General features: G+C 73.3%; 30 protein-coding genes and 1 pseudogene. 13 read left to right on the forward strand and 18 right to left on the reverse strand.

The annotated features are described in order from the left end of the window. Window positions 1-89: 89 nt before the first annotated feature. Window positions 90-596, reverse strand: coding sequence for a DUF6328 family protein (locus ACGFRB_RS24410; protein ID WP_363010679.1), 507 nt, complete (start codon window positions 594-596; stop codon window positions 90-92). 241 nt (window positions 597-837) lie between these two features. Here ACGFRB_RS24410 and ACGFRB_RS24415 point away from each other — a divergent pair, with 241 nt between their 5' ends. The 3 genes from ACGFRB_RS24415 to ACGFRB_RS24425 all read left to right on the forward strand — a co-directional run bounded on the left by ACGFRB_RS24415 (window position 838) and on the right by ACGFRB_RS24425 (window position 3,483). Next, a complete protein-coding gene (locus tag ACGFRB_RS24415; RefSeq protein ID WP_393245906.1) occupies window positions 838-1,215 on the forward strand; it encodes a hypothetical protein in 378 nt (125 codons plus the stop codon). Window positions 1,216-1,455: 240 nt separating this feature from the next. Next, a complete protein-coding gene (locus ACGFRB_RS24420; protein WP_393245908.1) occupies window positions 1,456-2,274 on the forward strand; it encodes a polysaccharide deacetylase family protein in 819 nt (272 codons plus the stop codon). 480 nt (window positions 2,275-2,754) lie between these two features. Continuing rightward, window positions 2,755-3,483 (forward strand): hypothetical protein, encoded by a 729-nt coding sequence (locus ACGFRB_RS24425; RefSeq protein ID WP_393245910.1) that lies wholly within the window; start codon window positions 2,755-2,757, stop codon window positions 3,481-3,483. A gap of 60 nt (window positions 3,484-3,543) precedes the next feature. Here the strand turns inward: ACGFRB_RS24425 and ACGFRB_RS24430 are convergent, their stop codons facing one another. The 7 genes from ACGFRB_RS24430 to ACGFRB_RS24460 all read right to left on the reverse strand — a co-directional run bounded on the left by ACGFRB_RS24430 (window position 3,544) and on the right by ACGFRB_RS24460 (window position 9,673). Continuing rightward, entirely contained in the window at window positions 3,544-3,849 is a 306-nt protein-coding gene (locus ACGFRB_RS24430) for a hypothetical protein (protein WP_393245912.1), read from the reverse strand. Window positions 3,850-4,306: 457 nt separating this feature from the next. Then, complete coding sequence (locus ACGFRB_RS24435) at window positions 4,307-5,077, reverse strand: rod shape-determining protein MreC (RefSeq protein ID WP_393245913.1); 771 nt, start codon at window positions 5,075-5,077, stop codon at window positions 4,307-4,309. A 118-nt stretch (window positions 5,078-5,195) separates the two neighbouring features. After that, window positions 5,196-6,383, reverse strand: coding sequence for a globin domain-containing protein (locus tag ACGFRB_RS24440; protein ID WP_393245915.1), 1,188 nt, complete (start codon window positions 6,381-6,383; stop codon window positions 5,196-5,198). 84 nt (window positions 6,384-6,467) lie between these two features. Next, window positions 6,468-6,914, reverse strand: a complete 447-nt coding sequence (locus tag ACGFRB_RS24445) for an RrF2 family transcriptional regulator (protein WP_393245917.1) — start codon at window positions 6,912-6,914, stop codon at window positions 6,468-6,470. A gap of 99 nt (window positions 6,915-7,013) precedes the next feature. Continuing rightward, window positions 7,014-7,472, reverse strand: coding sequence for a peroxiredoxin (locus ACGFRB_RS24450; RefSeq protein ID WP_363010693.1), 459 nt, complete (start codon window positions 7,470-7,472; stop codon window positions 7,014-7,016). Window positions 7,473-7,735: 263 nt separating this feature from the next. Then, the gene (locus ACGFRB_RS24455; protein WP_393245919.1) at window positions 7,736-8,341 is read right to left on the reverse strand and encodes a PadR family transcriptional regulator; all 606 of its coding nucleotides are present in this window, start codon (window positions 8,339-8,341) and stop codon (window positions 7,736-7,738) included. Window positions 8,342-8,380: 39 nt separating this feature from the next. Continuing rightward, the gene (locus tag ACGFRB_RS24460; protein ID WP_393245921.1) at window positions 8,381-9,673 is read right to left on the reverse strand and encodes an FAD-dependent monooxygenase; all 1,293 of its coding nucleotides are present in this window, start codon (window positions 9,671-9,673) and stop codon (window positions 8,381-8,383) included. Window positions 9,674-9,871: 198 nt separating this feature from the next. Here ACGFRB_RS24460 and ACGFRB_RS24465 point away from each other — a divergent pair, with 198 nt between their 5' ends. Together ACGFRB_RS24465 and ACGFRB_RS24470 are read left to right on the forward strand one after the other, a co-directional pair. Next, complete coding sequence (locus ACGFRB_RS24465; protein ID WP_393246005.1) at window positions 9,872-10,387, forward strand: TetR/AcrR family transcriptional regulator; 516 nt, start codon at window positions 9,872-9,874, stop codon at window positions 10,385-10,387. Window positions 10,388-10,441: 54 nt separating this feature from the next. Continuing rightward, window positions 10,442-10,942 (forward strand): SRPBCC family protein, encoded by a 501-nt coding sequence (locus tag ACGFRB_RS24470; protein WP_363010699.1) that lies wholly within the window; start codon window positions 10,442-10,444, stop codon window positions 10,940-10,942. Between the two features lie 129 nt (window positions 10,943-11,071). Here the strand turns inward: ACGFRB_RS24470 and ACGFRB_RS24475 are convergent, their stop codons facing one another. Further along, window positions 11,072-12,766 carry a poly(3-hydroxybutyrate) depolymerase gene (locus ACGFRB_RS24475; RefSeq protein WP_393245923.1) on the reverse strand — a complete coding sequence of 565 codons (1,695 nt, stop codon included), beginning with the start codon at window positions 12,764-12,766 and terminating at the stop codon, window positions 11,072-11,074. A 332-nt stretch (window positions 12,767-13,098) separates the two neighbouring features. Between ACGFRB_RS24475 and ACGFRB_RS24480 the strand changes: the two genes are divergently transcribed. Beyond that, a complete protein-coding gene (locus ACGFRB_RS24480) occupies window positions 13,099-13,578 on the forward strand; it encodes a tetratricopeptide repeat protein (RefSeq protein WP_393246006.1) in 480 nt (159 codons plus the stop codon). Window positions 13,579-13,675: 97 nt separating this feature from the next. Here ACGFRB_RS24480 and ACGFRB_RS24485 read toward each other — a convergent pair whose 3' ends face one another. The 8 genes from ACGFRB_RS24485 to ACGFRB_RS24520 all read right to left on the reverse strand — a co-directional run bounded on the left by ACGFRB_RS24485 (window position 13,676) and on the right by ACGFRB_RS24520 (window position 20,470). Then, window positions 13,676-14,008, reverse strand: a complete 333-nt coding sequence (locus tag ACGFRB_RS24485) for a cupin (protein ID WP_363010705.1) — start codon at window positions 14,006-14,008, stop codon at window positions 13,676-13,678. A gap of 99 nt (window positions 14,009-14,107) precedes the next feature. Then, window positions 14,108-15,271, reverse strand: a complete 1,164-nt coding sequence (locus ACGFRB_RS24490) for an oxygenase MpaB family protein (protein ID WP_393245925.1) — start codon at window positions 15,269-15,271, stop codon at window positions 14,108-14,110. Window positions 15,272-15,386: 115 nt separating this feature from the next. After that, window positions 15,387-16,523 carry a polyprenyl synthetase family protein gene (locus tag ACGFRB_RS24495; RefSeq protein WP_393245927.1) on the reverse strand — a complete coding sequence of 379 codons (1,137 nt, stop codon included), beginning with the start codon at window positions 16,521-16,523 and terminating at the stop codon, window positions 15,387-15,389. Continuing rightward, window positions 16,516-16,827, reverse strand: a complete 312-nt coding sequence (locus ACGFRB_RS24500) for a polyprenyl synthetase (protein WP_393245929.1) — start codon at window positions 16,825-16,827, stop codon at window positions 16,516-16,518. The genes ACGFRB_RS24495 and ACGFRB_RS24500 overlap by 8 nt, the downstream gene beginning before the upstream one ends. A gap of 318 nt (window positions 16,828-17,145) precedes the next feature. Then, window positions 17,146-18,801 (reverse strand): acyl-CoA dehydrogenase family protein, encoded by a 1,656-nt coding sequence (locus tag ACGFRB_RS24505; protein WP_393245931.1) that lies wholly within the window; start codon window positions 18,799-18,801, stop codon window positions 17,146-17,148. Beyond that, window positions 18,785-19,147: a hypothetical protein gene (locus ACGFRB_RS24510; protein WP_393245932.1), complete on the reverse strand. Its 363-nt coding sequence runs from the start codon at window positions 19,145-19,147 to the stop codon at window positions 18,785-18,787. The genes ACGFRB_RS24505 and ACGFRB_RS24510 overlap by 17 nt, the downstream gene beginning before the upstream one ends. 67 nt (window positions 19,148-19,214) lie before the next feature. Next, window positions 19,215-19,739, reverse strand: coding sequence for a hypothetical protein (locus ACGFRB_RS24515; protein WP_393245934.1), 525 nt, complete (start codon window positions 19,737-19,739; stop codon window positions 19,215-19,217). A 143-nt stretch (window positions 19,740-19,882) separates the two neighbouring features. Next, the gene (locus ACGFRB_RS24520; protein ID WP_363010719.1) at window positions 19,883-20,470 is read right to left on the reverse strand and encodes a TMEM165/GDT1 family protein; all 588 of its coding nucleotides are present in this window, start codon (window positions 20,468-20,470) and stop codon (window positions 19,883-19,885) included. Between the two features lie 427 nt (window positions 20,471-20,897). On the opposite strand from ACGFRB_RS24520, the pseudogene ACGFRB_RS24525 reads away from it, so the two are divergent. From ACGFRB_RS24525 to ACGFRB_RS24535, 3 genes and pseudogenes are all read left to right on the forward strand, one after another. Next, window positions 20,898-21,140 (forward strand): annotated as a pseudogene (locus tag ACGFRB_RS24525) (TetR/AcrR family transcriptional regulator); the annotation flags it as partial. 302 nt (window positions 21,141-21,442) lie between these two features. Next, window positions 21,443-21,916 (forward strand): hypothetical protein, encoded by a 474-nt coding sequence (locus ACGFRB_RS24530; RefSeq protein ID WP_393245936.1) that lies wholly within the window; start codon window positions 21,443-21,445, stop codon window positions 21,914-21,916. Window positions 21,917-21,954: 38 nt separating this feature from the next. Beyond that, window positions 21,955-23,118: a PP2C family protein-serine/threonine phosphatase gene (locus ACGFRB_RS24535; RefSeq protein ID WP_393245938.1), complete on the forward strand. Its 1,164-nt coding sequence runs from the start codon at window positions 21,955-21,957 to the stop codon at window positions 23,116-23,118. 63 nt (window positions 23,119-23,181) lie between these two features. Here the strand turns inward: ACGFRB_RS24535 and ACGFRB_RS24540 are convergent, their stop codons facing one another. Next, on the reverse strand, window positions 23,182-23,766 hold the full coding sequence (locus tag ACGFRB_RS24540; RefSeq protein WP_363010723.1) for a nucleosidase: 585 nt from the start codon (window positions 23,764-23,766) through the stop codon (window positions 23,182-23,184). Window positions 23,767-24,065: 299 nt separating this feature from the next. Between ACGFRB_RS24540 and ACGFRB_RS24545 the strand changes: the two genes are divergently transcribed. The 4 genes from ACGFRB_RS24545 (at window position 24,066) to ACGFRB_RS24560 (ending at window position 26,539) form a co-directional block, all read left to right on the forward strand. Next, the gene (locus ACGFRB_RS24545) at window positions 24,066-24,449 is read left to right on the forward strand and encodes a luciferase family protein (protein WP_393245940.1); all 384 of its coding nucleotides are present in this window, start codon (window positions 24,066-24,068) and stop codon (window positions 24,447-24,449) included. A gap of 298 nt (window positions 24,450-24,747) precedes the next feature. Then, a complete protein-coding gene (locus tag ACGFRB_RS24550) occupies window positions 24,748-25,548 on the forward strand; it encodes a YhjD/YihY/BrkB family envelope integrity protein (RefSeq protein WP_393246008.1) in 801 nt (266 codons plus the stop codon). Window positions 25,549-25,692: 144 nt separating this feature from the next. Next, entirely contained in the window at window positions 25,693-26,193 is a 501-nt protein-coding gene (locus tag ACGFRB_RS24555; RefSeq protein WP_363010729.1) for an NUDIX hydrolase, read from the forward strand. A 124-nt stretch (window positions 26,194-26,317) separates the two neighbouring features. Then, window positions 26,318-26,539: a hypothetical protein gene (locus ACGFRB_RS24560; RefSeq protein WP_363010731.1), complete on the forward strand. Its 222-nt coding sequence runs from the start codon at window positions 26,318-26,320 to the stop codon at window positions 26,537-26,539. The last annotated feature ends 94 nt before the right edge of the window (window positions 26,540-26,633 follow it).

The raw sequence follows: 26,633 nt of genomic DNA on the forward strand, positions 1-26,633 counted from the left end.
GGGGGGAGGCCCCCCCACCGTGTGGTCAGGCTCGGCTGCCGGGTCCTCCGCGTGTGGCGAGGTGAGGGGGTAGGCGTGCCCCCCTCGGGTCAGCGTCGGGGGCCGTCGGCGTCGGTATGGCGGCGGCGGACCCAGAGGGGGAGGACGAACCAGCAGAGCAGACACCAGACGAGGAGTCCCGCGACCAGCCAGGGCACGAACGCCGCGCCGGTGGCGACCCGCAGCACCAGCAGGAGCGCGGCACCCATGGTGGCGAGGAGCAGGACGAGGCCCAAGAAGGTGAGCCGGGCCGCCCAGGTCACGGCCCGGGGCTTGAGCCGGCGGCCCACCACCACCCGGTGGAAGGACACGGGACTGATGAGCGTCCCGGTCGCGGCGGCTCCCAGGCACACCGTGACGATGTAGATGAGCCGGTCGTAGTCGGACAGGTGGGCGAAGCGAGGAGTGAAGACGACGGTCAGCAGAAAGCCGAAGAGGATCTGTACGCCCGTCTGGGCGACCCTGATCTCCTGCATCAGCTCGGCCCAGCGCCGGTCCGCCCGCTCATTCGGTGTTTCGCGGCGCCCCAGGAACAGGCCGTCGGCGTCCGGCTCCACGATGTCCTCCCCGCCTCCGGTTCCGGCGGGCCGCCCGCGCTGCCCGGATCCCCTGGGCTCACCGGTTGCCGCGGGCTCCCGGGGTTCCGCAGGGCCCTCCGGTCCGTCGTGCGTCTCTCCCGCCATGCCGCCTCCTGAGCGCCCCGCCGTACCGTTCTCTCCTTCACCCTGCCTCTCCACCGTGGCATGAACCTCGCGGGACGCCGCGCCGAGAGGCATCCTGGAAGCGGCACCCGAGGAGATGATCGACGTGTACGACTTGCACATCGACACCGATGTCACCGTGCAGCTGAGTGAATGCTGCCGGGAGGACGCCCGGGCCGTCTTCGACGTCCTCGATCACGCCTACCGGCTCGAGGACCTGTCGGCGCCCGGTACCCAGGCGGAGACCGTGCCCGCCACCAACGTCTGGACGGCCACCTTCGACACGTCCGGAGGCAGGCACGAAGAGACCGCGCCCGCCCCGCTGACCGGCATGGTGGGAGCGGTACTCAGCGGCGGCTACCACGCCGTCGATGAGGTGGAGAAGGTACTCGCCCGAAGTTTCGCCATCCAGTCCGTCGAGTCCGTCTCCGGCGACCAGGAGACCGAGGCGCGTCTCCTCCTCGCGTCCCGCTGACGAGCACCCACCCCGGCACCCACCCCCGCAACCCGCACACCGGGCCCCAGCCCACGCTCCCCGGGCGGAGTGGACCGTCTCCGTCCGGGGATCACTTCTGCCCGCCCCCTCCCCACCAGCGCGAACCCGCCGCGAGCCCAGCTATACACCGTGTGTAGAGTACGAGCGTGCCGCAGGGCCGCGCCGTGGACGCGCGTGGGCCCCGGTCGTCGCATCGTCAACGGGGAAAGCGGGTCTCACATGTTCCGAACCAAGCCGGGCCGCCGTCAGTGGCCGGCCCTCGCCCTGCTCGCCACGGCGTCACTGGTTCTCACCCTCGGCGGCTGCGCCGCCGACACGGTCACGCCCGCCGAGGCGCGCGAGCAGGCCGGTCAGGGTGACGGTGCGCATACGGAAGGCAAGGACGGGAAGGGGGAGATACCGGCCAGTGGTGCGGTCGACTGCGCCAAGGTCAAGTGCATAGCCCTGACCTTCGACGCCGGTCCGGGCAAGGACACCCCCCGGCTGCTCGACATCCTCAAGGAGAAGCAGGTCCACGCCACCTTCTTCCTCCTCGGCAAGAAGCATGTCGTCCGCTATCCGGAGGTCGTCCGGCGCATAGCCGACGAGGGGCACGAGGTGGCCAACCACACCTGGACCCATCGCATCCTCACCGACACCGACGCCGCCGAGGTGCGCGACGAGCTCTCCCGCACCCAGGACGCCATCGCGGAGATCACCGGGCACAAGCCCACCCTCATGCGCCCGCCGCAGGGTCGCACCGACGACACCGTCTCCGGCGTGTCCCGCGATCTCGGCCTCGCCCAGGTCCTGTGGAGTATCACCGCAAAGGACTACTCCACCGAGGACTCCGCGCTCATCCGGCAGCGTGTGCTCGATCAGGCCCATGGCGACGGCATCATCCTGCTCCACGACATCTACAAGGGCACGGTCCCCGCCGTCCCCGGCATCATCGACGAGCTCAAGCGTCGCGGCTACACCTTCGTGACCGTTCCCCAGCTGATCGCCCCCGCCAAGCCCGAGCCCGGCACCGTCTACCGCCCGGAGCGCCTCGAGTAGGCGCGCGATCGCGCGATTGCGCCGTCGCGCGACCCAACAGGTCGAAAAGGGGTGAGGTGACTCACACCCGGCACAGGGGGCACCCTGGAACAAGCGGGAGATGCGCGCCGTTGGACTGTACGTGACGGCGAAGGGGCCCGGTCCCCAAGGTTCCCCCCCAAGAGGCGACCGCTCTTCGCATCCCCGTCACGGCAACCGGCCCCGGTTTGGAACCCCCCGTCCAACCGGGGCTTTGTCGTGGCCGCCCCAGGCTGCCGACGCCCGGACATCCCCCGCACGGCGCGCGCTCCGGCGCGTTGGCCACCTTCGGGTGAGTCACCCCTGCCCCTGGCATGGCCCTGCGGACTTGGGGCATTGATCGCGACGAACCGGCGAACGCACAGAACCCCACCCGCGTACGTGCCGACCACCACGCCCGTCCGCCCACCGTTTGCGGCTTCTCCACCGTCAGCCCGCCTTCAGGGAAAACCGGGGGATTCCATGCCACGCACCACCCGCCGGGTGACCGTCACCGCTGCGGCCGCCCTCGCGCTCGCCTGCTCCGCCGGCACCCGGCCGGTCCCCTCGACACCGCCCGCCGCCGTGTCCGGCCCCAGCGCCCGGCAGCACCAGGACCGGTTCCTCGAGGCGGCCGAGCACCGGCTCGTCGTCGAGTGTCTCGAGGCTCAGGGACTCTCCTTGCCCCCGGCCTTCCGGGCCCGCGCCCCGGATCCCGCCCCCGCCGAGGAAACCCGGCCGTGGACCGCGCTCTCAGGAAAGGACCCTCGTGAACCCTCCCTGACCCTCGTCACCGGCGTCACCGGCGTCACCGGCTGTACGGCCGAGGCCCGCGTCCGGCTCTACGGAGACCAGACCCGCTGGTTCCGTGCCCGGGCCACCGTCGACAACCTCCGGGCCGAGGCTCACGCCCGTATGCGGGACGATCCCGCGTACCGCGCCGCGTTCGACCGCTGGACCCGGTGCGCCACGCCCGTCGGCGCCCGGCGGGCGGGCAGGACCGCCCCGGCCGTCGCCGGCAGGTGCGGACGCGAGAGCGGACTGGCCGATGTACGGGCCCGGCGTGAACCCGTGGAACTGGCCGCCGTACGCGCGCTTCACCGTGATCAGGTCACCACCTACGAGCAGATGCGTGCCGGCGCGCTGAAACGCGCGGCGGAACTGTCCGCGCCGCCGTCGCCCACCGGGAAGGGCGGGGACGTCACCCCCTGACGCCTCTCCCCTCTTCACGCCGCGGGGAGAACCGGAGAGCGGCACGGGGGCGCATGCCGTTCAGTGATCCGGGAAGGCCGCCGGCGCATGGTCCCAGCGATCGGCCGCGTCGCGCAGGGCGGCCGTGGGCATCCGTATCTCCACGGTGTACTGAGGGGCAGCGGTCCCCTCGTCCTCCCACTGCCAGGTCGGCGCCGCCTCCAGGGACGGATGCACCCGTACGACGGCCTCGTGATCGGTGTGCCCGGCGAGGCTGAAAGCCAGGACCGGTTCGAGGAACCAGAGCTTCGGGGACAGCCACCCCTCGTCGCCGGGCTCGGTCACCGCGATCGTCCCGGCGGCCACCGCGCGCAGCCAGGCGGACATCCGGCGGGCCTCGTCGGTCAGCGGACACGACTCGGTGAAGGACCAGCCGCCCTTGGAAGTCCGCGCCTTCCCGCCGATGATCAGCCAGTTGTCTTGTCGTCGTAGAGGTCACCCCGGACCTGGGAAAACTGGTAGCGCAGCGGGTAAAGCTCGATGCTGTTCGCCCGGTCGCTCAGAAGCGTCGGGAGATGATGTCAGGGGCACCGGGGAGTTCTCGCCGCCCGGCGCGACTCGAGTCGGCCGGGGCGGGGCCGACCGCGTGTCCGTGGTCATGAAGGTGATGCGGAACAGCCCCAAGGCATCGAGGTGCGCGCCGTCACAGACCGGTGACCACACCCGTCCCCGCCGCGCGGGATGGCAGGCAGGACGGGCCGCAACGACGGTTCGAGGATGCGGGAACTCGAAAACCCGAAGACCCGAAGAGTCGGGTCCCTGCGGATACCCGGGCGGGAGCCGATCAGCGCCCGCGGCCGGGCCGTCGCTCGGTCGGGTGGCGCAGCGTCGAGGACAGCAGCAGCCCCGCGCCGCGGACGGTACTGGTCGCCGGGTCGTTGGCGAGGCGCAGCCGGGCACCGAGCCGGACGGCCAGGCGGCTGGTCAGATCCATGCGCAGCGCGCCGCCCCCGGTGATCAGCACACCCCGGCGCAGCGCTCCGAGCACGGCGCCGGTCCCGTCGCGCCGCCACAGGTCCCGCACCATGTCCGCGGTCGCGTCCACCACGGTGCCGGCCGGGCCGCCGTCCGATTCGGGCAGGTCGTCGAGGCCGACTTCGGCGAGCAGGGCGTCCTGTACCAGACCGTCCACCAAGAGCGTCACCTCGGTCAGCGCCGCGCCGAGGTCGACGACGAGCAGCGGGCCGCCGCTGGTGGGAGCCGCGTAGGCCGCGGCGGCCCGGGCGCTGTCCACCGACACGACCCGGGCAGGGCCCAGGCCGGCCACCATCCGGCGTGCCGTCTCCCGCTGCACGGGGTCGGCGAGGACCGGATGGCACAGCATGACGACGGTGTCCTCCACCGCCCCGCCGAAAGCCGAGTCGGCGACCTTCCGCAGCAGCCGCTGGTGCGGCCCGGCGTCCGTCACACGGCCGCGCAGGACCGGTCCGCTCGGTACGTCCGCGAGCACGCCCGCGCCCGGTACCCACACCCGGGTGCGGGAGCTGCCGATGTCGAGGGCGAGCCCGCGTACCGCGCCCGCCGTCCCTCGCGCCGCCTTGTGCGCCGTGCTCATCGCCCACTCCCGCCGCTGATCCGTTGTGCCAACGGATCCGAGGTGAATCCGCGGCATCACTATGCAATATCCGTACGGATAACGCCATGCTGCCGCGGATCGCAGGTACATCGGACCGTCAGGCCGCGGCACCCAGCCACAGGTCGGGGCCGAACACCTCGTAGTGGACGTCCGCCGGGGCGACGCCCCGGCCGATCAGGTCGCCGCGCACGGCGCGCATGAAGGGCAGCGGGCCGCACAGGTAGGCGTGGACGCCCTCGGGCAGGTCGAGCGTGGTCACGTCGGCGCGGCCCTCGTGGGCGCCGGACGTGCCCGGCTCCTCGTACCAGAGGTGCAGCGTGCCCTCGGGGAGGGCGGCGACGAGCCGGCGCAGTTCCTCGGCGTGGGCGTGCGAGAGGGGGGAGCGGTCGGCGTGGACGACGGTCACCGGACGGGTCGAGCCCGTCTCGGCGAGGTGGTCGAGCATGGCGAGCATCGGGGTGGAGCCGATGCCGGCGGAGGCGAGCAGCAGCGGGCCGTCGCCCTCCGGCAGGACCAGGTCACCGAACGGCATCGAGACGTTCACCGGAGTGCCGACGCCGCCGTTGGCGTGCAGCCAGGACGAGACCTCGCCGGCCGGGTCGCCGTCGACACGCTTGACGGTGATCCGCCACTCGGGGCGGCCCGGCGCGGTGGACAGGCTGTACTGGCGGATCTGGTGGGCGCCGTCCGGCAGCTCGACCTGGACGCTGATGTACTGGCCCGGGCGGAACGCGGACACCGGACGGCCGTCGGGGTGGCGCAGCGTGAAGGAGGCGATGTCGGCGGTCTCCTCGTTGCGGCCGGTGATCTCCATCTTGTGCCACACCTGGCCGGCGTCGACGCCCTGCCCCTGGTAGAGCCCGGCCTCGATGGCGATGAGGGCGTTGGCCATCAGCCAGTAGACCTCGTCCCATGCCTGGGCCACCTCGGGCGTCACGGCCTCGCCGAGGACGTCCACGATGGCGGCGAACAGGTGCTCGTGGACGATCTTGTACTGGTCGGCGGTGACGCCGAGGGAGGCGTGCTTGTGCGCGATGCGCGACAGCATGACGTCCGGACGGGTGTCCGGGTTCTCCAGGAGCGCCGCGGCGAAGGCGGCTATGGAGCCGGCCAGGGCCTTGCTCTGGTCGCCTATCGCCTGGTTGCCCCGGTTGAAGAGGTCCCGCAGCAGCTCGGGGTGGGCCTCGAACATCCCCTTGTAGAAACGCTTGGTGATCTCGTCGAGCGCTCCGCCGACGGCGGGGAGGGTGGCGCGGACAACCGGGGTGGCCTGCTCGGACAGCATGGCGACTCCAAATCTGGTAGATGATCTACGTATTTAGGCCTGTGAGATCCCGTGTGCGGGGCACGCGGGGGTAGAGAGGGTGGATCAGGGGTCGCGGGGGCCGGTGGACAAGGTGAGGAGCACCGGTCCGGTCGGCGATTCGACCAGGTCCGCGACGGTCAGCGGGTCGAGCGTGCGGTAGAACGCCTCCTGAGCCTGGCGCAGGAGGCCGCGCAGCCGGCAGGCCGTCCGCAGAGGGCAGGGCGGGTCGCCCTCGCAGGCGACGACTTCCTCGTCGCCCTCCAGGGTTCGGGCCAGCCAGCCCACGGACGACCGCCGTCCCAGCTCGGTGAGGGCGAGACCGCCGTTCCGTCCGCGCCGCGCCTCGACGACACCCAGGTGCTGCAGTCGCGTGACGACCTTCGCCATGTGCGCGTAGGGCACGGCCATGGACTCCGCCACCTCGCGGGTGGTGGGGTAGCTGTCCTGCTCGGAGACCGCCAGACGCATCACGGCACGCAGCGCCAGGTCGGTGAACTTCGTCAACCGCACGCCCTGACGCTATCAAAGGCGTATTTCAGAGTCGTATTTAGGGGGGTGCTTCGGGGTGCCTCGGGGCGAGGGTGTCGGAAGACCGCCCGGAAGGGCCGGTCAGCTCCCGTGAACCGCCCGCAGCACGGCCAGCGCGCGGTCCGCGTGGGCGCTCATCCTCAGCTCGCTGCGTACGGTGCCGAGCACCCTGCGGTCCTCGCCGATGACGAAGGTCACACGTTTCGTCGGTGCGAGCGAGAAGCCGCGTCGTACCCCGAACCGTTCGCGGATCTCCCCGGACGGATCCGAGAGCAGCGGGAAGCCGAAGCCGTGCCGGCCGGCGAACTCCCGCTGCCGCGGCACCTCGTCCGCGCTGATGCCCACCGGCCGGGCGCCGACCGCCCGGAACTCCGCCGCGAGGTCGCGGAAGTGGCATGCCTCGGCGGTGCAGCCGGGGGTGAGGGCGGCTGGATAGAAGAAGAGGACGACCGGCCCTTCGGTCAGCAGTTCCTGGAGGGAGCGGGGCTCCCCGGTCTCATCCGGAAGCGTGAAGTCCTCGACGAGGTCACCGACGTTCATGCGCCGGGACGTTACCCGACGGCGGCCCCGGCGCGGCAGTGCCGGCCGGTCCCCGCGCGGGGGAGGAGAGGGGTCCCGGGCCTCCGCCGCCCGCTTTCGACCCCCACCCGTGCGCCCGCTGCGGGCAACGGCCCCGGCTTGGTGTCATTCGGTGCGGAATCGGTGCCGAATGACCTCGCCGGTCCCGTCCGGGCCTGCCCGCTCGGCCCGTCGCAGCCGCTCAGCCCGTCGCACCTGGTCCGACCTGCCCGATCAGGTCCGTCCTACCCGACCCGGTCGGCGTCGACCGGCTGCCGGTCCGCGCAGGCACGGGGCCGCTCCGCGCGCTCCGCCAGGACCGCGAGCGCACGCTCGCCCCAGCGCACGTTCTCCTCCTCGGACGTCATGCCGCGAAGGAGTGTCAGATACGGGCCGACCCGTTCGGTCTCCCTCAGATACGCGGCCTCGTCCAGGCCGTCCAGCATCCGCTCGCGCATTTCCTCGTATCGGGCGAGTTTCCCCCGGGCCGCCTCCATCCACTCCCGTACGTGTGTGTGCACGGCCGAGGCGTCGCCTTCGTCGCACGCCTGCACCTGCACCATCAACTCGTCGCGGACCGCCGTCGGCTTCGGTGGCCCGGCCGTGTACGCCACGAGGTCCCGGTGGCCCGCCTCGGTGAGGGTGAACACGCGCTTGTTGGGGCGTCGTTCCTGCCGTACCACCCGGGCGGCGATGAGGCCGGCCTCGGACAGCCGGTCCAGCTCGCGGTAGAGCTGCTGCGGCGTGGCCGCCCAGAAGTTGGCCACGGACACGTCGAAGACCTTGGCCAGGTCGTACCCGGACGCCTCGCCCTCCAGGAGAGCCGCGAGGACCGCGTGCTTGAGAGACATCCGGACAACGTAGCAGCAGGGCAACGGGATCCGGTCCGCCTATTCGACCGTGAAAGACCTGGTGAGGGGCGGGGTCCAGGAAGCGTGACGCAGGATCGCGCGGACCGCGGCGCCGGACGGGGCGAGCCGAAGGAGTGTGTTGCGCAGGGGTACGGCGAGGGGGTGCGCGAGCTGCTGTCCCATCCGGCCCGCCTGCCGGGCGGCGGCCGCGACGGCGGTGGTACGCGGACGCCGTACGGCGTCGTATCGGGCGAGCGCGGCGTCCACGTCCGTCGCCTCGTCCAGTTCCGCCGCGAGGACGACCGCGTCCTCCAGCGCCTGGCAGGCACCCTGGCCGAGGTGCGGGGGCATGGCGTGGGCGGCGTCGCCGAGCAGCGCCAGACGGCCGAGAGCGAAGGACGGGAGTGGAGTGGCCAGTTCCATGATGTCGTGGTGGAGGACGGCCTCGGGGCGGGTCGCCGCGAGCAGTGCCGGAATGGGCTCGTGCCAGCCGGCGAAGCGCCGCCGCAGCACCGCGAGCGGATCCCGAGGGCGCACCCCGGCGGGCGAGTTCAGGACGGCGTGCCACTCGGCTCGCCCGTCGGCGAACGCGAGGTGTCCGAACTCGGCGCCCCGCCCCCAGGTGATCTCGAAGTCGGTGCGCAGGTCCAGCGGACGGTCGGTGACGGCCCGCAGGACGGTCGAGCCGCTGTACACCGGGCCGGGATGGTCCGGGAACAGGGCGCCCCGCAGCCGGCTCCCGACTCCGTCCGCACCGACCACCAGATCCACCTCGGCCACAGTCGCTCCAGCCGGTCCCGAGCCCGCCGGGCCGGGCTCCGTCACACCCGCCGTCCCGGCTCCCGTACCCGCCGTCCCGGATGCGAGCCCCGGAGCCGGCCCGGCTTCGTCACCCGCGCCGAACGTCACCCGCGCCCGCCCGTCCGGCAGTGGTACGACGGCCGTCGCCGTCACCCCCGTGCGCACCGTCCCCGGAGGCAGCGCGGAACCGAGCAGCCGGTGCAGCTCGGCGCGCGGGATGCCCACGAGCGGGGCGCCGAGGGCGCGTTCGAGAGCGGCCCCGTCCATCCGTGCCAGCCAGGAGCCGCGCGGTGTACGGGTGCCACCGGTGTACTGGCCGCGTCCGGCGGCCCGCACGGCCGTGCCGACCCTCAGCGCGTCGAGGGCGCGGATGCCGTTGGCGGCGAGCGAGATACCGGCCCCGGCGTCCGCGAGGACCGGCGCGCGGTCCACCACCGTCACCTCCCAGCCCGTCCGCCGGAGTCCGATGGCGGCGGCGAGCCCGCCGATTCCGGCGCCGACGACGACCGCGGTCCGCTGGTGGCTGCTCATGCTTCGTGCCCCTTCCCCTGAACCCCTGATCCGAGCCGTGCGGCAACGAGCCCACGGCTTCTACATCCGTAGAAGAATAGACCTGGGGTTCTACAGGTGTAGAAAGAGGGTGTGACTCCACCCTCCGAACCCTCCGACGGTTCCCGCCGTCGCACCCTCCTGGCCGACACCGCCCTCGACGTCCTGGCCGACGCCGGGATGCGCGGCCTCACCCACCGGGCCGTCGACGCCGCGGCGGGCCTGCCCGCCGGGACCACCTCCGCGTACTACCGCACCCGCTCCGCCCTGCTCACCGCGCTCGTCCGCCGTCTCGTCGAGCGCGACCAGGAAGAACTCCGCGCCGCCGCCGCGCGCACTCCCGCGCCCCGGACAGCGGACGATCTCGTCCACGGGCTGACGCTCCTGGTCGCCGCCCGGACCGGCGGCGAGGGCCGGCGCCGCTCACTCGCCCGCTACGCCTGCGTCCTGGAGAGCGTGCGAGACCCGGAGCTGCGGGACATCCTGGTGCCGAGGGAGAACCCGGGCCGCCGGACCGTCCGGGACTTCCTCGCCGCCCGGGGGGTCCCGGACCCCGAGGCCCGCACGCTGACGCTGCTCGCCTGCGTGGACGGACTGGTCCTGGACCGGGTGGTCACCGCGAACGACGCGGTGAGCGGCCGCGACGAGGTGAGGAAGGAGATCGAGGGGCTGGTGGCCGCGGCCCTGCGACCCTGAGCGGCGCGGACGCCCGTGCCCGCGCCGACGACGTCAGCAATGGAGCAGGCTCCGATGGACACCGACACCCCGGACAGCGGCGCGTACGTGTACACGGCGTACATCCGCACCACGACCGACAGGCTGTGGCAGGCCCTCACCGACCCGGACCTCACCCGGCGCTACTGGGGAGTGACCTTCGTGACGGACTGGATCACCGGTTCGCCCATGGTCTGGGAGGAGGGTGGACGGACGACGTCCGACCCCGCGCAGGTCGTCCTCGCCGCCGAACCCGGCCGGCGCCTGTCCTACACCTGGCACACCTTCACCCCCGAATGGGCGCATGCCGTCGGCATCTCCGACGACGTGTACATCCGCCTCGTCGAGGAGGGTCGTTCCAAGGTGACGTACGAGATCGAGCCGGCCGGCGACATGGTGAAGCTCACCGTCGTCCACGACGACCTCAAGCCCTCGGGCGCCATCCGCGCCCTGGTGGGCGAGGGCTGGCCGGCGCTGGTCTCCAGCCTCAAGAGCCTGCTGGAGACCGGCGAGGAACTTCCCGAGGTCCCCCGCTGAACCGGGTCCCGGCCACAGCCTGGGGGCCCGGCCCCGAACCATCGGCCCCGGCCGAAGTCCCTCGGGTACCGTCCGGAACACGGCTCCGGCCGGGCGCCGGTCACCCCGGCCGGGGCCCGCGCCGCCCCGTCAGCGGTACTCGACGGTCAGCGTCACCGGCGCGCTCTGATTGACGAACAGATAGGCGATCGAAGGCGGCGCCGCGCTGAAGCCGAGCCGCATCTGCGTCGTCCCGCTCCGGTTCAGCGCGGCCAGTGCCGCCGGGGACAGGTCGCTCGACACCGCCCGGCCCGAGAAGAACGGGCCGAACTCCGCCCCGCCGGCCACCGTCGCGGGCGCCGCCCAGTCCGCAGGCTCGACCGCGCACCCGCCGAAGCAGCCCGACCGGACGTCCACCAGCAGCCGGTTGCCCGCCGGCGACGCCCAGGGATCGCCCGCCCCGCTCGACCGGTCGACCTTCAGATAGGCCCTGGTGATCTCCTTGCCCGCCGGGATACGGGAGGTGTCGAAGGACAGCAGGGTCTTGTTCACCTTGCCGTCCGTGCCCCGGCCCAGCGCGAGGCCGTACAGATCCCTCAGGGTGCCGACCGCCGCGCCCGAACCGTCGGCCGCCGCCTTCACGTAGCCGTCCTGCGTGGCGACGCTCGACAGGGTCACCGAAGTGCCGCCGGTGGGCGGTGTGGAGGTGCCGCCGCGCAGCGCCCCGATCATCCCCATCACGGCTTCGATCTGCTTCCCGCCGTGCCGCGCGTAGGCGCTGTCGCCGAGGTAACCCCACCAGTTCCAGCAGCCGTTGGGGTTGTCGAGGGTCAGGGTCGGTGCCGCCTGCGGATACAGCACGATCATGTCGTTGGTGTCCGCGTACTCGTCGAGATGGGAGCCCTCGATGAAACGGGTCCCGAAGCCCTGGTAGGCGTACCCCTGCTTGCAGCCGTGCAGTGCCACCACCAGGCGGCACTTCGCCCCGCCCGCGCAGGACGCCGGGACGTACGCGAAGCCGTCGTCGCCCATCGACAGCGCGGCGGCCGAACCGCCCGGAGCGTACGCGTTCTGGTCGAACCGGATCAGCGTCCCCGCGGGCTTCGCGGCGGGCCCGGCCAGCGGGCCCATCAGATGGCCGAGCATCTCGGCCTCGGCGTCGAATCCGCAGTCGTTGAGGAAGGGGGTCTGCGTCACCCCGCAGGAGTTGGGGCCCAGCGGGGTGATCCAGGCGTGCCCGGCGGCTGTCGTCCGGTTGTAGCGCACCCGCGCGCCGAAGTGCGTGTAGTAGTCGGCGAGCGCCGTCGCGACGGGCTGGCGCACGGTGGTGTCCTGCGTCCCGCTGAACACGTACACGGGGTCGTCCGCGAGATTCGCCACCGGGTCCACCAGCCCCTGCGCCGCCCGGTCGCGGGTCGCCTGCTCCAACTGCGCGAGCCGGAGGTCCTGGAGGGTGTCCATGCAGGCGTTGAGCGCGGTGGCCAGCAGCCCCTGGGCGCAGTCGTACGGGCCGGACGCGAAGGCCGCCGAGCCGGAGATCGTCCCGGAGTAGGCCACGTGCAGCTGCGTCGCCATGTAGCCGCCGGAGGACACCCCCGCGGTGTACACGGCGTCGATGTCGTACGGCGTGAGCGTGCCCGCCACCGGTACGGGGGAACCTGACGCGGCCGCCGCCGGCGACACGGGTTCCGCCGCGACCGGGGACGCCGGCAGGGCGAGCGAGAGGAGAGCGCCGGCGGCGGCGAGGAACAGGGCAGCCGGGCGGCGCCGGGGCCGCCGCGGGCGTACGGGACGAGTGGAGCGGACATCGGGTGGGGCGGCGCGCAAGGCGCGTATGGGGCGCATGAGGACTCCCGTGCGGCTCGAACGGTGAGGGTTCGCGCCGGAGAGTAGAGCCGTGGCCGAGCGGGTCCCTATGGGCCCGGACGCCACAAACACCTTCTTCACCCTGTGGTTCGGCGGTGCGGGCAGCCCCTGAATCGTGCTCCCGCCGGGTGGGTTGCGACGATGGCCGCATGACCACAGACAAGCCCACCGGCACCGACAGCCTCCTCGGCGCTGCCGGCACCGACAGCCTCCTCGGCGCTGCCGGCACCGACAGCCTCCTCGGCGCTGCCGGCACCGACAACCCCGCCGGTACAAAAGGCGCCGCGGACGGCGGCTCCCGGGACACCCGGCTGGCCGAGGCCGTCGCCCTGCGCGAGGCGGGCCGCCGCGAGGAGGCCCGCGCCCTCCTCGTCCGGCTCGCCGCCGGCCATCCCGGGGACGCCGAGATCGCCTATCAGACCGCGTGGGCGCACGACGTTCTCGGCCTGGAGGCCGACGCCGTTCCCTACTACGAACAGGCCCTCGCGGCCGGGCCGGACGCCCTGGGCGCCGAGGACCGCGGCGGCGCGTTCCTCGGCCTCGGCAGTACCTACCGGATTCTCGGACGGTACGAGGAGGCCGCCGCCACCCTGCGGCGGGGCACCGAGGAGTTCCCCGAGGACGGTGCCCTGCGCGCCTTCCTCGCCATGGCCCTGTTCCACACGGGGGAGCACCACGACTCGGTCCGGATGCTGCTGCGCCTGCTCGCGCGGAGCAGCGAGGACCCTTCCGTGCGCCGGTATCGCGAGGCCATCGAGTACTACGCGGAGGACCTGCACCGCGTGGAGTGAACCCCCGCGCCCGCGCCGCCTCGTCTCTCCCGGACGCGGACCGGGAGGAACCTCCACCGACAAGTCCCGTCCGTGGCCTTGGGCGGCCGGCGGGCCGTCAGTCGTTGACGGCGGTCAGCAGGACCACGGCGTCGTCGAGCGCGGCGAGCCCGTGCCGTTCCTTCGGGATCATCTGGAGCTGACCGGCCGCCAGCTCCGCGGACCGGCCCGCGGCCGTCAGCCGCACCCGGCCCCGCAGCACCTGGAGGCTCGCCGCAGGGGGTGCGTTGTGCTCGTCGAGGGCCGTTCCCGAGACCAGGGCGATGACACTCTGCCGGAGCACCCCGTCGTGCATCACCAGATGGGCGCTGCGCCCGTGCGACGCGGCACGCGCCTTCGCCAGGTGCTCCTCGGCGAGGGCGGCGAGGTCGTGGGGTGCGGGCTCCTGCATCGTGTCTCCCTGCTGCGGCTGCGCGGACGGGTATCCCCCCCAAGCCTTGCGCCTCGCGCGCGTCCCGCAACTCGGCCCCCGGCCGTCACCGGGCGGCCGTCACGGCTTCAAGAACGCGGGCGGCGGGGTCCACCGGCTCTTCGGGGACACTGTGGAGGACACCCCGTACTCCTTCTTCAGATGCTCCGGGACGGCGTAGTGCATGACCCGGCCGCGGGTCAGCGAGGACAGTTCGAACACCGTGGTCAGATGGCCGAGGCGGTCGAGCAGCCAGGCTCCCAGCGGAGAGCGGTCCTCCACGTTCTCCAGGACCCCGAGCAGATGCGGCACCGCCTTGACCACGGTGTCCCAGGTCGTACGGGGCACACCCAGCCAGTCGGCACACGTGTCGCCCACGAGGTGACGGATCAGCGCGGAGACGATCGGGTCGAAGAAGGTCCCCGGCACCACCTCCTCGTACAGCTCGATGAGCTGACGGGTGAGCAGTTCCCCCTCCTCCGAGGGCCCCATGTGACGGATCATGTACAGATCGAGGAAGGCACGGGCCTCCTCCAGGCTCTTCGGGACGGCCTCCTGGTTCACGCCGAGCATGGCCCCCACCACCCGCCAGGCGTAGAGGTAGGCCTCGGCGCCCTCGGTGGACATGTGGATCCCGAGCCGGTGGAGGCTGTCCAGGACCACCATGGAGAAGAACATCTGCCCGCCGATCAGGTCCTCCTGGCAGATCGGCACGCCCAGTGCCGCCGTGTCCCAGAGGCCCTCGCGCTTCAGATGGTGCCGGATCGCCGCGTGCAGCAGCCGGACCTTCTGGGCGGCCGGAACGAACCGGCCGCCTTCCTCGAAGGCGTCCGGCCGCATCAGATAGAGAGTGAACTGTCCGGTCTCCGCCATCCGCTTGGACGGATATTTGAGTCCGTGCGTGGTCGCGAGCAGCTTCGCCACATGCGGGACGAGATAGCAGGAGGGCATGGCGGCGAAGGAGAGCGCGGTGGTGATGTGCACATCGTTGTCGGTGAAGAAGAGCCGGGCCTTCTCCATCTCGCCCCAGTCCACCCAGTCCGGCGCGGAACGGGTGGCGTCCAGATACTCGCGGGCGACCTCCGGCAGCCCGTCCGGCAGCGGTGTGCCGACCGTGGACACGTACCGCATCAAAGTGTTGAACCGGCCGACCTCGCCGCGTTCGAAGAGCGTGGCAACGGTGGCGTCGGCGAGTTCGTCGCCGGTCTGGCGCAGGGCGTCCATCGACGCCTCGGTGGGGATCATGCGGGGCTCCTTCGACGAGCATCCGGACGGGAAGGGAGAGGGGGACAGCGGCAGAGAGGGGAGTGCGGGACAGGGGTATGGGGAGCAGGGGTACGCGGCCGGGGGCGGACGGCGGTCAGGACACCCGGGCCGACGCCGAGTGCGCGAGCGAGGTGAGGGCGGTGACGGCGGCCGGGGGCGCGTCGAGTTCGCCGAGGGCGCGCAGCGCCTCCTCGACCCGGGCGGCGATCATGGCCTCCACCCGCTCCGGAGCCCCTGCGCTCCGCATCAGCGCCCGCACCTCGTCCAGCGTCTCGTCGTCCTCCTTCCGGTGCCCGTTCCCGGCCGCTTCTCCGTGGCCGTGGCCGCGTCGCTCGTGCTCGTGCTTGTGCCCGTTTCCGCGCCCGTGTCCGTGTCCGTCCAGCAGGGTGCGCAGCCGTTCGCGCCCGGACCGGTCGGCGAGCCGCCAGGTCTCCGCGAGCAGCGCCGTCGGCCGCCGGCCGCGCAGGTCGTCCAGGCAGGCCTTGCCGGTGCGTTCCGGGTCGCCGAACAGCCCCAGCAGGTCGTCCCGCAGCTGGAACGCCTCGCCGAGCGGCAGTCCGTACGCCGAGTAGCCCTCGCCCAGCCGGGGCCCGGCACCGGCCAGCGCCCCGCCGATCAGCAGCGGGTGTTCGACGGTGTACTTGGCGGTCTTGTAGCGGATCACCTTCAGCGAGACCGCCGTGTCCGGCACCCCGCCCGTGTGCAGGATCTCCAGGCACTCGCCCGCGATCAGTTCCCGCGCGAGCGCCGCCCACAGCGGCCGGGCCCGCCCCAGATACGCGGCGGGCAGCCCGCTCTCCACGAACAGCTGCCCCGCCAGCGCCATCAGCAGATCGCCCACCAGCATCGCGAGCGACCGGGCGGCCCCGGCGGGCCGCGGATGCCCGGGGACGGCGGTGCGCAGCGCCCGGTGCGCGGTGGGCCGTCCGTGCCGCAGCGGACTGCCGTCGATCAGATCGTCGTGCACCACCGCGGCCGCGTGCACCAGCTCGACGGAGGCCGCGGCACGGACCAGCGCCTCGCTGTCCGGCTGCCCGCCACCCCGCCAGCCCCAGTAGCAGAACGCGGCCCGCAGCCGCTTGCCGTTCGCGACCGCCGACTCCAGCTCCTCGGCCACCGGGCCGAGGCTCGCGTCGACGGCGGCCAGCGCGTCGGCCTCCCGGGCGACGAAACCGCCCAGCACCTCGTCCACCCTGGCCTTGAACGCGACCGGGTCCCAGCGCTCAGCCATCGGCCCGCGACCGCCGCTCCAGTACGTGCTGCGCCAGCACCTCCAGATGGGCCGGCGGCACCGCCGCGTACCGGTCGAGGGCGAGCCGTCCGCGCGCCAGCAGATCGTGCTCGGCGTCCTCGACCAGCCGGGCCGTGTCCGAGCGCCGCAGCAGCCCCCGGACCGTGCCCACCGCGGTGCCCAGGGTGCTCACCGCCAGATCGGCGAGCCCCGCCACCAGCAGCACCGCCCGCTCGTCCGCCCCTTGGGCGGCCGTGCCGTTCGCGCCGTCTTCCCCCGTCGTACCGCCGCTCCGCGATGTCAACGCCGTACCCCGTTCCCGCGCCCGCGCGCGCTCGTCCTTGGGTGGTCGGCCTCAGCGTGGCGGGCGGCGCGCACGGGCCGCGCGGGAAACTCACGAACGAGTGATGATCGGACTTCCGTGTTCCGTCGGGGCGCGTCCGGCCCGAGTCGTCCGGACGGACCTTGCGACAGTGTGAGCGCGTCCGTCGGAGCGTCGTCCGCGCGAGCGGGTGGCGCCGGGCGCCGCCCGGGCCCCGTGGGGAAGGCCCGGTGCTCTCGCGTATACGGTCCGCCCCGCATCCTCCGCGCCCGGGCGCGGAGGATGCGGGGCGGGCGGACGTCAGGCGGCGGGGAAGCCGGGCACGCTCCGCTCGATGATCGCCGCCGTGTCCAGGCCCGGCGGCAGGGTGCCGAAGGCGGCTCCCCGGTCGGCGTCGAGACGCGAGGCGCAGAACGCGTCGGCGACCGCCGGGTGACCGTGCCGGACCAGCAGGGAACCCTGGAAGACCAGGGCGAGTCGCTCCACCAGCCGCCGGGCCCGGTACTGCAGAGCGGCGGCCGGACCGTCGAGGCCGGTCAGTTCCTCGCGCAGGCGCGCCACGGCCCCGTCCAGCCGCCGGTCGGCGCCCGCGGCCAGGTCCACCTCGGCGAGGAAGGCCTCGACGGCGGAGGGCTGCCGGGTCATGGCCCGCAGCACGTCGAGCGCGGCGACGCTGCCCGAACCCTCCCAGACGGACGGCAGCGGCGACTCCCGGTACAGCCGGGGCAGGCCCGAGTCCTCGACATAGCCGTTGCCGCCCAGACACTCCAGCGCCTCGGCCGCGTGCGAGGGCCCGCGCTTGCACACCCAGTACTTGGTGACCGCGAGCCCGAGCCGGCGCAGCAGGTCCTCCCCGGCGTCGCCCGCCGAGGCCCGGTCCACCGCGCCCGCGAGCCGCATCGAGGCGACCGTCGCCGCCTCCGCCTCGACCGCCAGGTCCGCCAGCACGTTCGTCATCAGCGGCTGGTCGATCAGCCGGGCGCCGAACGCGCGGCGATGCCCGGTGTGGTGTGCGGCCTGGACGAGGCCCAGCCGCATTCCGGACGCGGAGGAGAGCGCGCAGTCGAGCCGGGTCATGTTCACCATGCGGATGATGGTGGCGACGCCCCGGCCCTCCTCGCCGACCAGCCGGCCGAGGGCGCCCTCGTACTCGATCTCGGCGGACGCGTTGGAACGGTTGCCCAGCTTGTCCTTGAGCCGCTGGAGCCGGATCGCGTTGCGCGAACCGTCCGGCAGCACCCGCGGCACCAGGAAGCAGGACAGCCCGCCGGGCGCCTGGGCCAGCGTCAGGAACACGTCGGACATCGGCGCCGAGGTGAACCACTTGTGCCCGGTCAGTGCGTACAGGCCCGGCTCGCCCGTCGCCGCCGCGCGGGTGGTGTTGGTCCGTACGTCCGAGCCGCCCTGCTTCTCGGTCATCGACATGCCGGCGATCAGACCGCGTTTCTCCGTGGGAACCCGCAGCCCGAAGTCGTACGACGAGGAGGCCAGCAGCGGCTCGTACACCGCGGCCAGCTCCGGCTCGGCGCGCAGCGCGGGCACCGCCGCGTACGTCATCGAGACCGGGCATAAATGCCCCGCGTCCACCTGCGCCCACACGAACAGCTTCGCGGCCCGCGCCACATGGGCGCCGGGCCGGTCGTCGGCCCACGGCGCGCCGTGCATCCCGTGCCCGACCGCCACGGTCATCAGCTCGTGCCAGTACGGGTGGAACTCGACCTCGTCGATCCGGTGACCGTACCGGTCGTGGGTGTGCAGGATAGGGGAGTGGCGCTCGGCGAGCCGGCCCCACTCCTGCGCCTCGTGGCCGCCCGCCGTGACGCCCAGCTCGCGGACCTCGGCCTCGGCCCAGCCCGCGCCCTCGCGGCGCAGCGCCTCCAGGAGCGCGGGGTCGGCCGAGACGTCGTAACCGGTGAGCGGCGGAACCTGGTTCGTGACCTCATGGGTGGACGGCATCGGGAACTCCCAGGGCTCGCAGGGCGAAGGTGAGGAGAGCGGGTACGGTGCCGGGTCCGGCCTCCCGGATGAGCGGGCCGGTCAGCGCCTCCGCGCTCGCGCCGACCAGTGCCGACGCGGTGAGCCCGGCGTCCTGGGGCGGCAGTTCGCCGCTGCGGACACCGGCGGCGATCCGCTCGGCGAGGACAACGCGGAACGCCCGCCGGAACACCTGGCGTTCGGCGCCCGCGGCCGTGGTGCGGCAGGCGTAACCGTGTTCCGTGAGCAGTCCGAGACCTGCCTCGACGATCGCGGCGCGCTGGGCGTCGAACCGGGCCTGGACGGCGGGCGGGCGACGGTAGGGCATGAAAGGAGTGAAGCGGTGATGCACCGCTTCGAACAAGAGGGCGGGTGAAGACAAGAGCGGAGAGAAGTCAGCAGCCTGGACCGATCGGCGGCGTGGACGTCAGGGCGAGAGCGGAGCTGTGCAACCGGGCCTCCCAGATGCGCCGGTCGGTGCCCAGTGTGTACGCGACACAGCAGTCGCACGGCGGGATCAACGCCGTGAACGCCCGCTCCTCCGCGGTCTCGCCTTCGATCTCCGCCCACTCCTGCGTTGCCAGGTCGACGGGCTCGATCGCGCCCGCCACGAGCCTCGCCGCCGCCCGGCGGAGGGCGTGACGGCGTGCCAGGCCCGGCTCGGGCAGCCCGATTCCCGCCTCCCGCAGCGCCTGCTCGAACACGTCACGGATGTCACGGGGGTCGGCCCGGCGCGGCAGACCGGCGAGTTCGCGCAGCGCGGGGGTGTCGGCCCCGGCCGCGAGCGCCTCGGCCGCGATCATCGGCAGATCCTCCGCCGGTATCCCCTCCGCCTGGTGACGGCAGGCCGCTTCGCCGAGCGCGGTGCGGCCGTCGGGTGTCGTGCTCTTCGGCCCTGCTGCCGGTCCCGTCGGGTTCATGCCGCCCACGATGCCAGTACGGCTGTCGGTACGGCTGTGAGGGGGAGACACCAGGGAAGAGCGGGGGCGGGTCCCGAGGCATGACGATGCCCGCGTGCCGGGCACACGGGCATCGTCTTTCGTCGCGGGCGGGCCGCGCCGGGTCAGCCGGTGAAGGCCTCCACGAGCGACCAGATCGCCAGGCCGGCCATGCAGACACCGCCGACGCGCTGGACCGTCTTGAGCGGGACGCGCTTGGCGATGAACCGGCCCGCGATCAGCGCGAGCGCCGAGACGCTCATGAGCGCGGCCGCGGAGCCGATCGCCGTCGACCAGGTGCCGTTGGTGGCGGCCAGGTTGGCCGTGGTGATCTGGGTGAGGTCACCCCACTCGCTGATGAACACGGCCATGAAGGCGGTGGAGAAGACCGGCCAGAAGCCGGTCACCGTCTTGCCGGTGCTCTCCTCGCCGTCCTCGTCGTCGCCTCCGCCGCGCAGCAGCATGAACGCGCCGAAGCCGAACAGCGCGGCCGAAACGAGCTTGACGATCCAGGGGGAAAGGAGCCCGAGCAGACTGCCGGCGCCGACGGCGATGGCCACATGCACGATGAACGCGGTCGAGGTGCCGAACCAGACGTACAGCGGACGCATCCGCGTGCCCATGGCGAGGGACGCGAACATCGTCTTGTCGGGGAGTTCGGCGAGGAAGATCAGCCCGAAGGCGGTGACGATCGCCAAGGGGTCGAGGTGCATACCGGAGCTCTCTGCTCGAACCGGGCCCGGGCCCGGCACGGCGCCTCGATGGGCGACGGGAGGACCACTCGGCCCGGCGTGACGAACCACACCCGCGGGGTCGCGGAGATGGCGTACTGCCTGGCCGAAGGTCTCGCCCGTCCACGCCTCGGCGCGGACCCGGCCACCGGGAACCCGGGGGTTCCAGTGTGTCGACGACCGGTTTGCGGGGCTACTCCCCTTCGCTCGGACAAGTGTAGCGGACGAGAAGACGCCGGATGGAAGTCGTAGACGCTGTCCGCGACTGACGTAGACAGCGTCTACGTCGCTTCGGTACAGCAGGACACGTGACCCAAGAACCTCTTCCCGGGCAGACCCCCGGGGCCTCCTCCGGAACCTCCGGCGAACCCGACGAACCCGTCCCCCACCCGCTCCCGACTCCGGCGGTCTGCGCGACCGGCTGGTGCGGGCCGGGGTCGAGCTGGTCGACGCCGAAGGTGTCGAGGCCCTCTCGCTGCGCGAGATCACCCGCCGCGCCGGGGTCTCGCACGGCGCGCCCCGCCGCTGGTTTCCGACCCACCTCGATCTGCTCTCGGCCATCGCCCACGAGGGCTTCCGCGCGCTCGGAGCACGGGTCGCCGGTATCGGCGCGACCGACCCCCGGGACCGGATCGAGGCCCTGGCCCGCCTCTTGGCCTGCCTGCTCGGGCTCGCTCTCGCCTGTCCAAGGCCTCGCCCACGGGTTCGGGGACCCCGGCCCTCGGGCGGCAGTCTGCTCGCCCTCGGCCTGGCGGGGGCGGCCGGGTACGCGTTCGTGCGGCACGAGCGGCGGGCCCGTACCCCCTGGTCCCGCTTGGGATGCTGTTCGAACCCTCGCCGGTGCGCCACCTCCCGTCCGGGCCGAGGAACCGGGCGCCCCGAGCGGCCTCGGCGACGGACGCCCGGCCGCCGCCTGGGGCCGGGCGCCGCCGGGCTCGGGGCGCTGCTCGCCGTGTGCTCAAGGCGCGCTTCGGGGCACGGCGGGTCGCCGCCGGCGGCGCGGGACCGCTCGTCGCCGGAGTGGCCCTGCTGAGCCGTACGGAGATCACCGGCTCCGCGCTCGCGACCGGCGGGTGCGCCGCGCTCATCGGCGCCGGATTCGGCGCGGTGATGGTGACCGCCACCTCCGTCGTGGTGCACCGGGCCGCCGAGGAACACGCCGGTGTCGCGGGCGGGCTCCAGCAGACCGCCATGAACACCGGGCCCGTGCTCGGGGTGGCCCTGGCCGCGCCGCTCCTGGCGTCCCAGGCCGCCCTGCCCATACTCGCCGCCGTCGCCGCGCTCGCCCTGCCCGCCTGTCCGGGGCTGCCGGGTGACCGGGCCAAGGGGACGCGAGCGGAGGTGGAGGCGGGAGCGGAGCGGCATTCAGGTGCGGATCCGGGGAGCGGTGCCGGGCGCCAGGTGGCGGACACGCCAGAGGGGACGTAAGGTGCCGGACCGCCTGATCTCGAACGTATGATCATGAAATGCCCTCAGGTGGTCACCGGCCCCCCTCCGCGTCGGGGACGCGCACCCAGTTCAACCTCGGTCTGGCGCTGCCCGTCCTCTCCCTCGCCATCGTCGTGGTGGTCGACCTCGTCACATCGCGGGGAGAGCATTTCGACCGGCTCCTCGTGATCGGTCCCGCTCTCGCCGCCGTCACCTGGAGCGTGCGCGGCACCCTCACCATCGGCCTGCTGGCGATCGCGCTGCGGCTCGCCCTCGGCGTGGCGCAGGGCGACACCGCCTCCGGCATCCTCGCCGCCGAACTGGTCCTCGTGGCCGTCACGGCCGCCGCCGTCTGGGTCAGCCGGGTCCGCACCCGCTACGAACAGGACCTCAGAGAGGTGACGGCCGTCGCCGAGGTCGTCCAGCGGGTCGTGCTGCGCCCGCTCGCGCCCCGGCTCGGCGAGGTCGAACTGCACCTGTTGTACGTCGCCGCCGCGGCCAAGGCCCGGATCGGGGGCGACTTCTACGAGGCGGTACGCGTCCCGGGCGCCGTCCGGGTGATGCTCGGCGACGTCCAGGGCAAGGGCCTCGGCGCCGTGGAGACCGCTTCCGTACTGCTCGGCTCCTACCGTGCCGCCGTCACCGACGCGCCCGGCCTGCCCGCCCTCGCCGACAGGCTGGAGGAGGGTCTGGCGCGCTACGGGGCCTGGGCGGCCCCCGGCTCCGACGCCGCCGAACGCTTCGCCACCGTCCTGCTCCTCGAATTCCCCGACGGCCGGGACGTGGTCCGCGTCCTCAGCTGCGGCCACCCCGCCCCGCTGCTCCAGCACGCGGGACGGGTCCGGCCCGTCCCGCTCGGCGAACCGTCACTGCCGCTCAACCTCGCGGCCCTCCAGGCCTCCCGGCACCAGGTCGAGGAGGTCCCGTTCCTGCCCGGCGACCGGCTGCTGCTCTTCACCGACGGAGTGAGCGAGACCCGCGACCGGGCCGGCGACTTCTACCCGCTGGAGCGGCGGATGAGCCGCTGGACCGACGAACCGGGCGACCGGGTGCTCCCGCTGCTCCACCACGACCTCACCGCCTTCGGCGCGGGCCGGCTCGACGACGATGTCGCCGCCCTGCTCGTCGTCCGTCTTCCGGAGCCGGCCGCCCTCACCCCCGCGCCCGCCCCGGCCGGCGCCGGCGGACTTCCGCCGGCCTGACCCGAGGCACCCCCGGAGCCGGGGAGTCTCGTCGGCCCGCGCCCCCCGGCGCCCCACGCGCCGTCAGGCGCGGTACGGCGTGTTCGCCTCGGCCCAGGCGGCCAGATGACGGGCGCACTCGGCGACCGACTCGCGCCAGGTGCGGTCGGCGCCCTCACCGGCCTCGTCGCTGACGTGCTTGACCATGCGCAGCGGCACACCGGCCTCCGCGGCCACCGACGCGAGGGCGTAGCCCTCCATGTCGACGAGCGAGGCACGGGCGGCGAGCCGCTCCCGCGCGGCGTCGTCCGAGATGAACATGTCACCGGTGGCGAGGACCACGTCGCCGCCGTCCGGCAGCGTGACCGGGGTGCCGTACTGCTCGCCCGTGAGGGTCGCGAGCAGCCTGCTGTCGAAGTCGTGCTGGATGACCGTGCCGATCAGATGGGTGCCCGTCCAGCCGGGGCGCAGCGCCCCCGCCGTACCGAGGTTCACGACCTCCGAGGGCCGCGGGCCGCGCGCGAGCACGGTGGCGAGCGCCGTCGCCGCGTTGACCTTGCCCATCCCGGTCAGCAGGATCGGCAGGTCGGTGCGAAGGTGCTGGGCCTCCTCCTTGACCGCCAGGACGAGCAGGGGGCGACCGGTCGAGATCTCGCCTATGAGTTCCATGACGGCCACGCTACCCGGTGCCCGGGCCGCTCCGGCTCTCCCCGGTCTCCTCCGCCGTGCCGCGGCCTCCCGGGCCCGGCGGGGAACGGCGCGAACCGGCCGCCGTCCACCGGACCCCACCGCCGGGCCGTGCCCGCGCGCCCGGCCCCCCTCGTACGCCCGCGCGCGTGCTCCCGGCGGGCTTCGGCCCCACCGTCCTTCCCGCCGGCCGGCCGCCGTACCGGCAAAATCGCGCCGGGGTCGGATTCTTTGAGGCCAGACGCTTGTGCGGGCCCCCGCGGCGCGGCACGCTCCTCGGTATGAACACAGCCAGGCACGCCAGTGAACGCCTGATGAGCTGGCCCTCGCTGATCGCCGGCCGCGCGCCCTGCGGCGCCGAGCTCGGACTGCGCACCGCGACCCAGGAGATCGTGCACTTCCACGGCGAGCACGAGGCCGACGTCCATCTGACCCGCGCGATGATCGCCCGGCTCCGGCCGGCCCTCCTCGGCTCCAGCGCGGTCCGGCTGCGCGCCGGATCCGGCTGGGTGACGGTCCGTCTGGACGCGGGCTCCGACATCGACCTGCTCGCGACGCTGGTGAGCGCCGCCCTCCAGGCCACCGGAGCCCCCTACCCGGGCGACGACCGCCGCCCCGACCTCTGCACCCGCACCGGCCACCCCTGGGTCCACGCCGTGAGGTAGGGCCCGTCGTCGGGATCAGGCCGGTCCCACCCGTTCGGCGGCACCGCGGGCGGGTGCGGCCGCCGAGCGGGGTACTCGACGAGACATGCCCCCCACTTCCCGCGCGCCGCACGGCGGAGCCCCGGACGACGGAGCCGCCGGCCACGGACCACCGGACGACAGGGCCGCAGGCACGGGAGTCCCCGAGGACGAAGGCCCGGGCGGCGACCTCCCGGCGGGCCGGGCCCCTCGGCTCCACCGGCTTCACGAACGGGTCGTCACCTCGCCCGTCGGACTCGCCTGGAGCCGAGGGCGCGCGATGGAACTCATGCACCGTGCCATGGGGTTCGCCGCGCTCTGCCTCCTCACCCTCGTCCCGCTGCTGATCGTCATCGCCGCCGCCGACCTCGCCAGCGGCCAGGGCTTCGCCCGCTGGCTCGTCCAGGGCCTCGGCGTCTCCGAGGTCTCCCAGGAGGAGATCGAACGTCTTTTCGGTCAGCCCGGGCAGGCACTCCAGCGCACCACGGCCTTCGGCCTCGCCGCGCTCGCCGCCTTCGGCGTGACCTTCGGCTCGGTCGTCCAGACCGGCTACGAACGCGTCTGGGACCTGCCCACCGCCCGCTGGCACACCATGTGGCGCCATGTCGTATGGCTCGCCGTCCTCGTTGCCGCGCTACTGCTCTTCGTGGCCAACCCGGCCCGCCCCAACGCGCCCGTCTGGCTCACCGCCGTCACCGCGCTCGGCGACGTCACCGGGGCCTTCCTCTTCTTCTGGTGGTCGCAGCGCTTCCTGCTGTGCGGGCGCATCCGCTGGCGTGCCCTGCTCCCCGGCGCCGCCCTCACCGCCGTCGGTCTGCTCGGCCTGCGGGTCTTCTCCCAGTTCGTGTTCTCCCCGCTGATCGCCTCCAACGCCGTGACCTACGGTCAGTTCGGCACCGTCCTCGTCCTCCAGTCCTGGCTCGTCGGCGTCGGCTTCGTCGTGTACGGGGCGGCTCTCGCCGGCCGTCTCGTCCACGAGGTCCGCGTCCTGCGCCGTATCGACCGGCATCCCCCGCCGACCCTGCCGCCTTTGCCGCCCCTGCCCCCGTCCCCGCCCCCGGACGGCTCCGCCGGCCTCTGACGCCCCGCCCCCTCCGGCGGGCCGTCCATGCCGCACCACCGGGTGATCACACGATCCGGTGATCGACACGCGCCGGGCCCGACGGGGCCGCGCCGCCCGCTTGGATGAGGACTGACCCATCCGCCCGTCGAGAGAGAGCCGCCCATGGCGACCACCTGGCTGCCCCCCGCCGAGTTCGTCGCGACGCTCCCCAGAGCGACCGCGTACGCCTGCTTCTATTTCACCGACACCCACGGCCGCCCCCTCCAGCTTCGCGCCACCTGGCAACCGGACCTGTGGCAGTGGCCGGGCGGGAACATGGACCCGGGGGAGACCCCCTGGGAGACGGCCGTCCGGGAATGCCGGGAGGAGACCGGGCTGATCTTCGAGGGCCCGCAGCGCCTCCTCGCCACCCACTTCATCTCCCACCGCGGCGAGGAGTGGCCGGCCAACCACATCGGTTTCGTCTTCGACGGCGGCGAGCTGACCGACGCCCAGATCGCCGCCGTGGTCCTCGACCCCGGGGAACACACCGAATACCGGCTGCGCACCCTCGCCGAATGGGAACGGGAGATGAACCCCCGTTCCTTCCGCCGGCTCGTCGAGGTCGACCAGGCCCGGCGGACCGGGGCGACGATCTACCTGGAGTCGGACGAGGAGCACTGACCACCCCGGCCGGCCGTGATCCGTGCGGGCCGTGACCGGTGCGGCCGACCGCGATCGGCACGCCGGACGCGATCGGCGTGCCCGGCGGCGTAACCTCGGTGACTCCTCGGCAGTTGATCAGGCCATGAAGAAGCGCAGCATGCTCGCCATCGCCTCCCTCGCCGCCGGTGTCGTCACCGCCCTCGTCTCGCCGACGCCGCACGCCTCCGCCGCCGAGCCGAGCGGCACGGCCGGTGGTGTCACCGGCCTCCTCCAGGAGGACCAGGGCCTCGGCACCCTCGTGGACCAGACGGTCGACGGCGCCGGACAGGCCCTCCAGACCCCGCAGGCCGGCGGTCTCGTCTGACCTCGGCCGGCCGGGTCCCGGTCCGATCCGGTGGCCTGTGACCGGCGGTCCGCGGCCCGTCGTCCGGGACCTGCCGGCCGAGCCCGTGCCCCGT

This window comes from Streptomyces sp. NPDC048718 (genome assembly GCF_043198875.1).
Classification (GTDB): Bacteria; Actinomycetota; Actinomycetes; order Streptomycetales; family Streptomycetaceae; genus Streptomyces.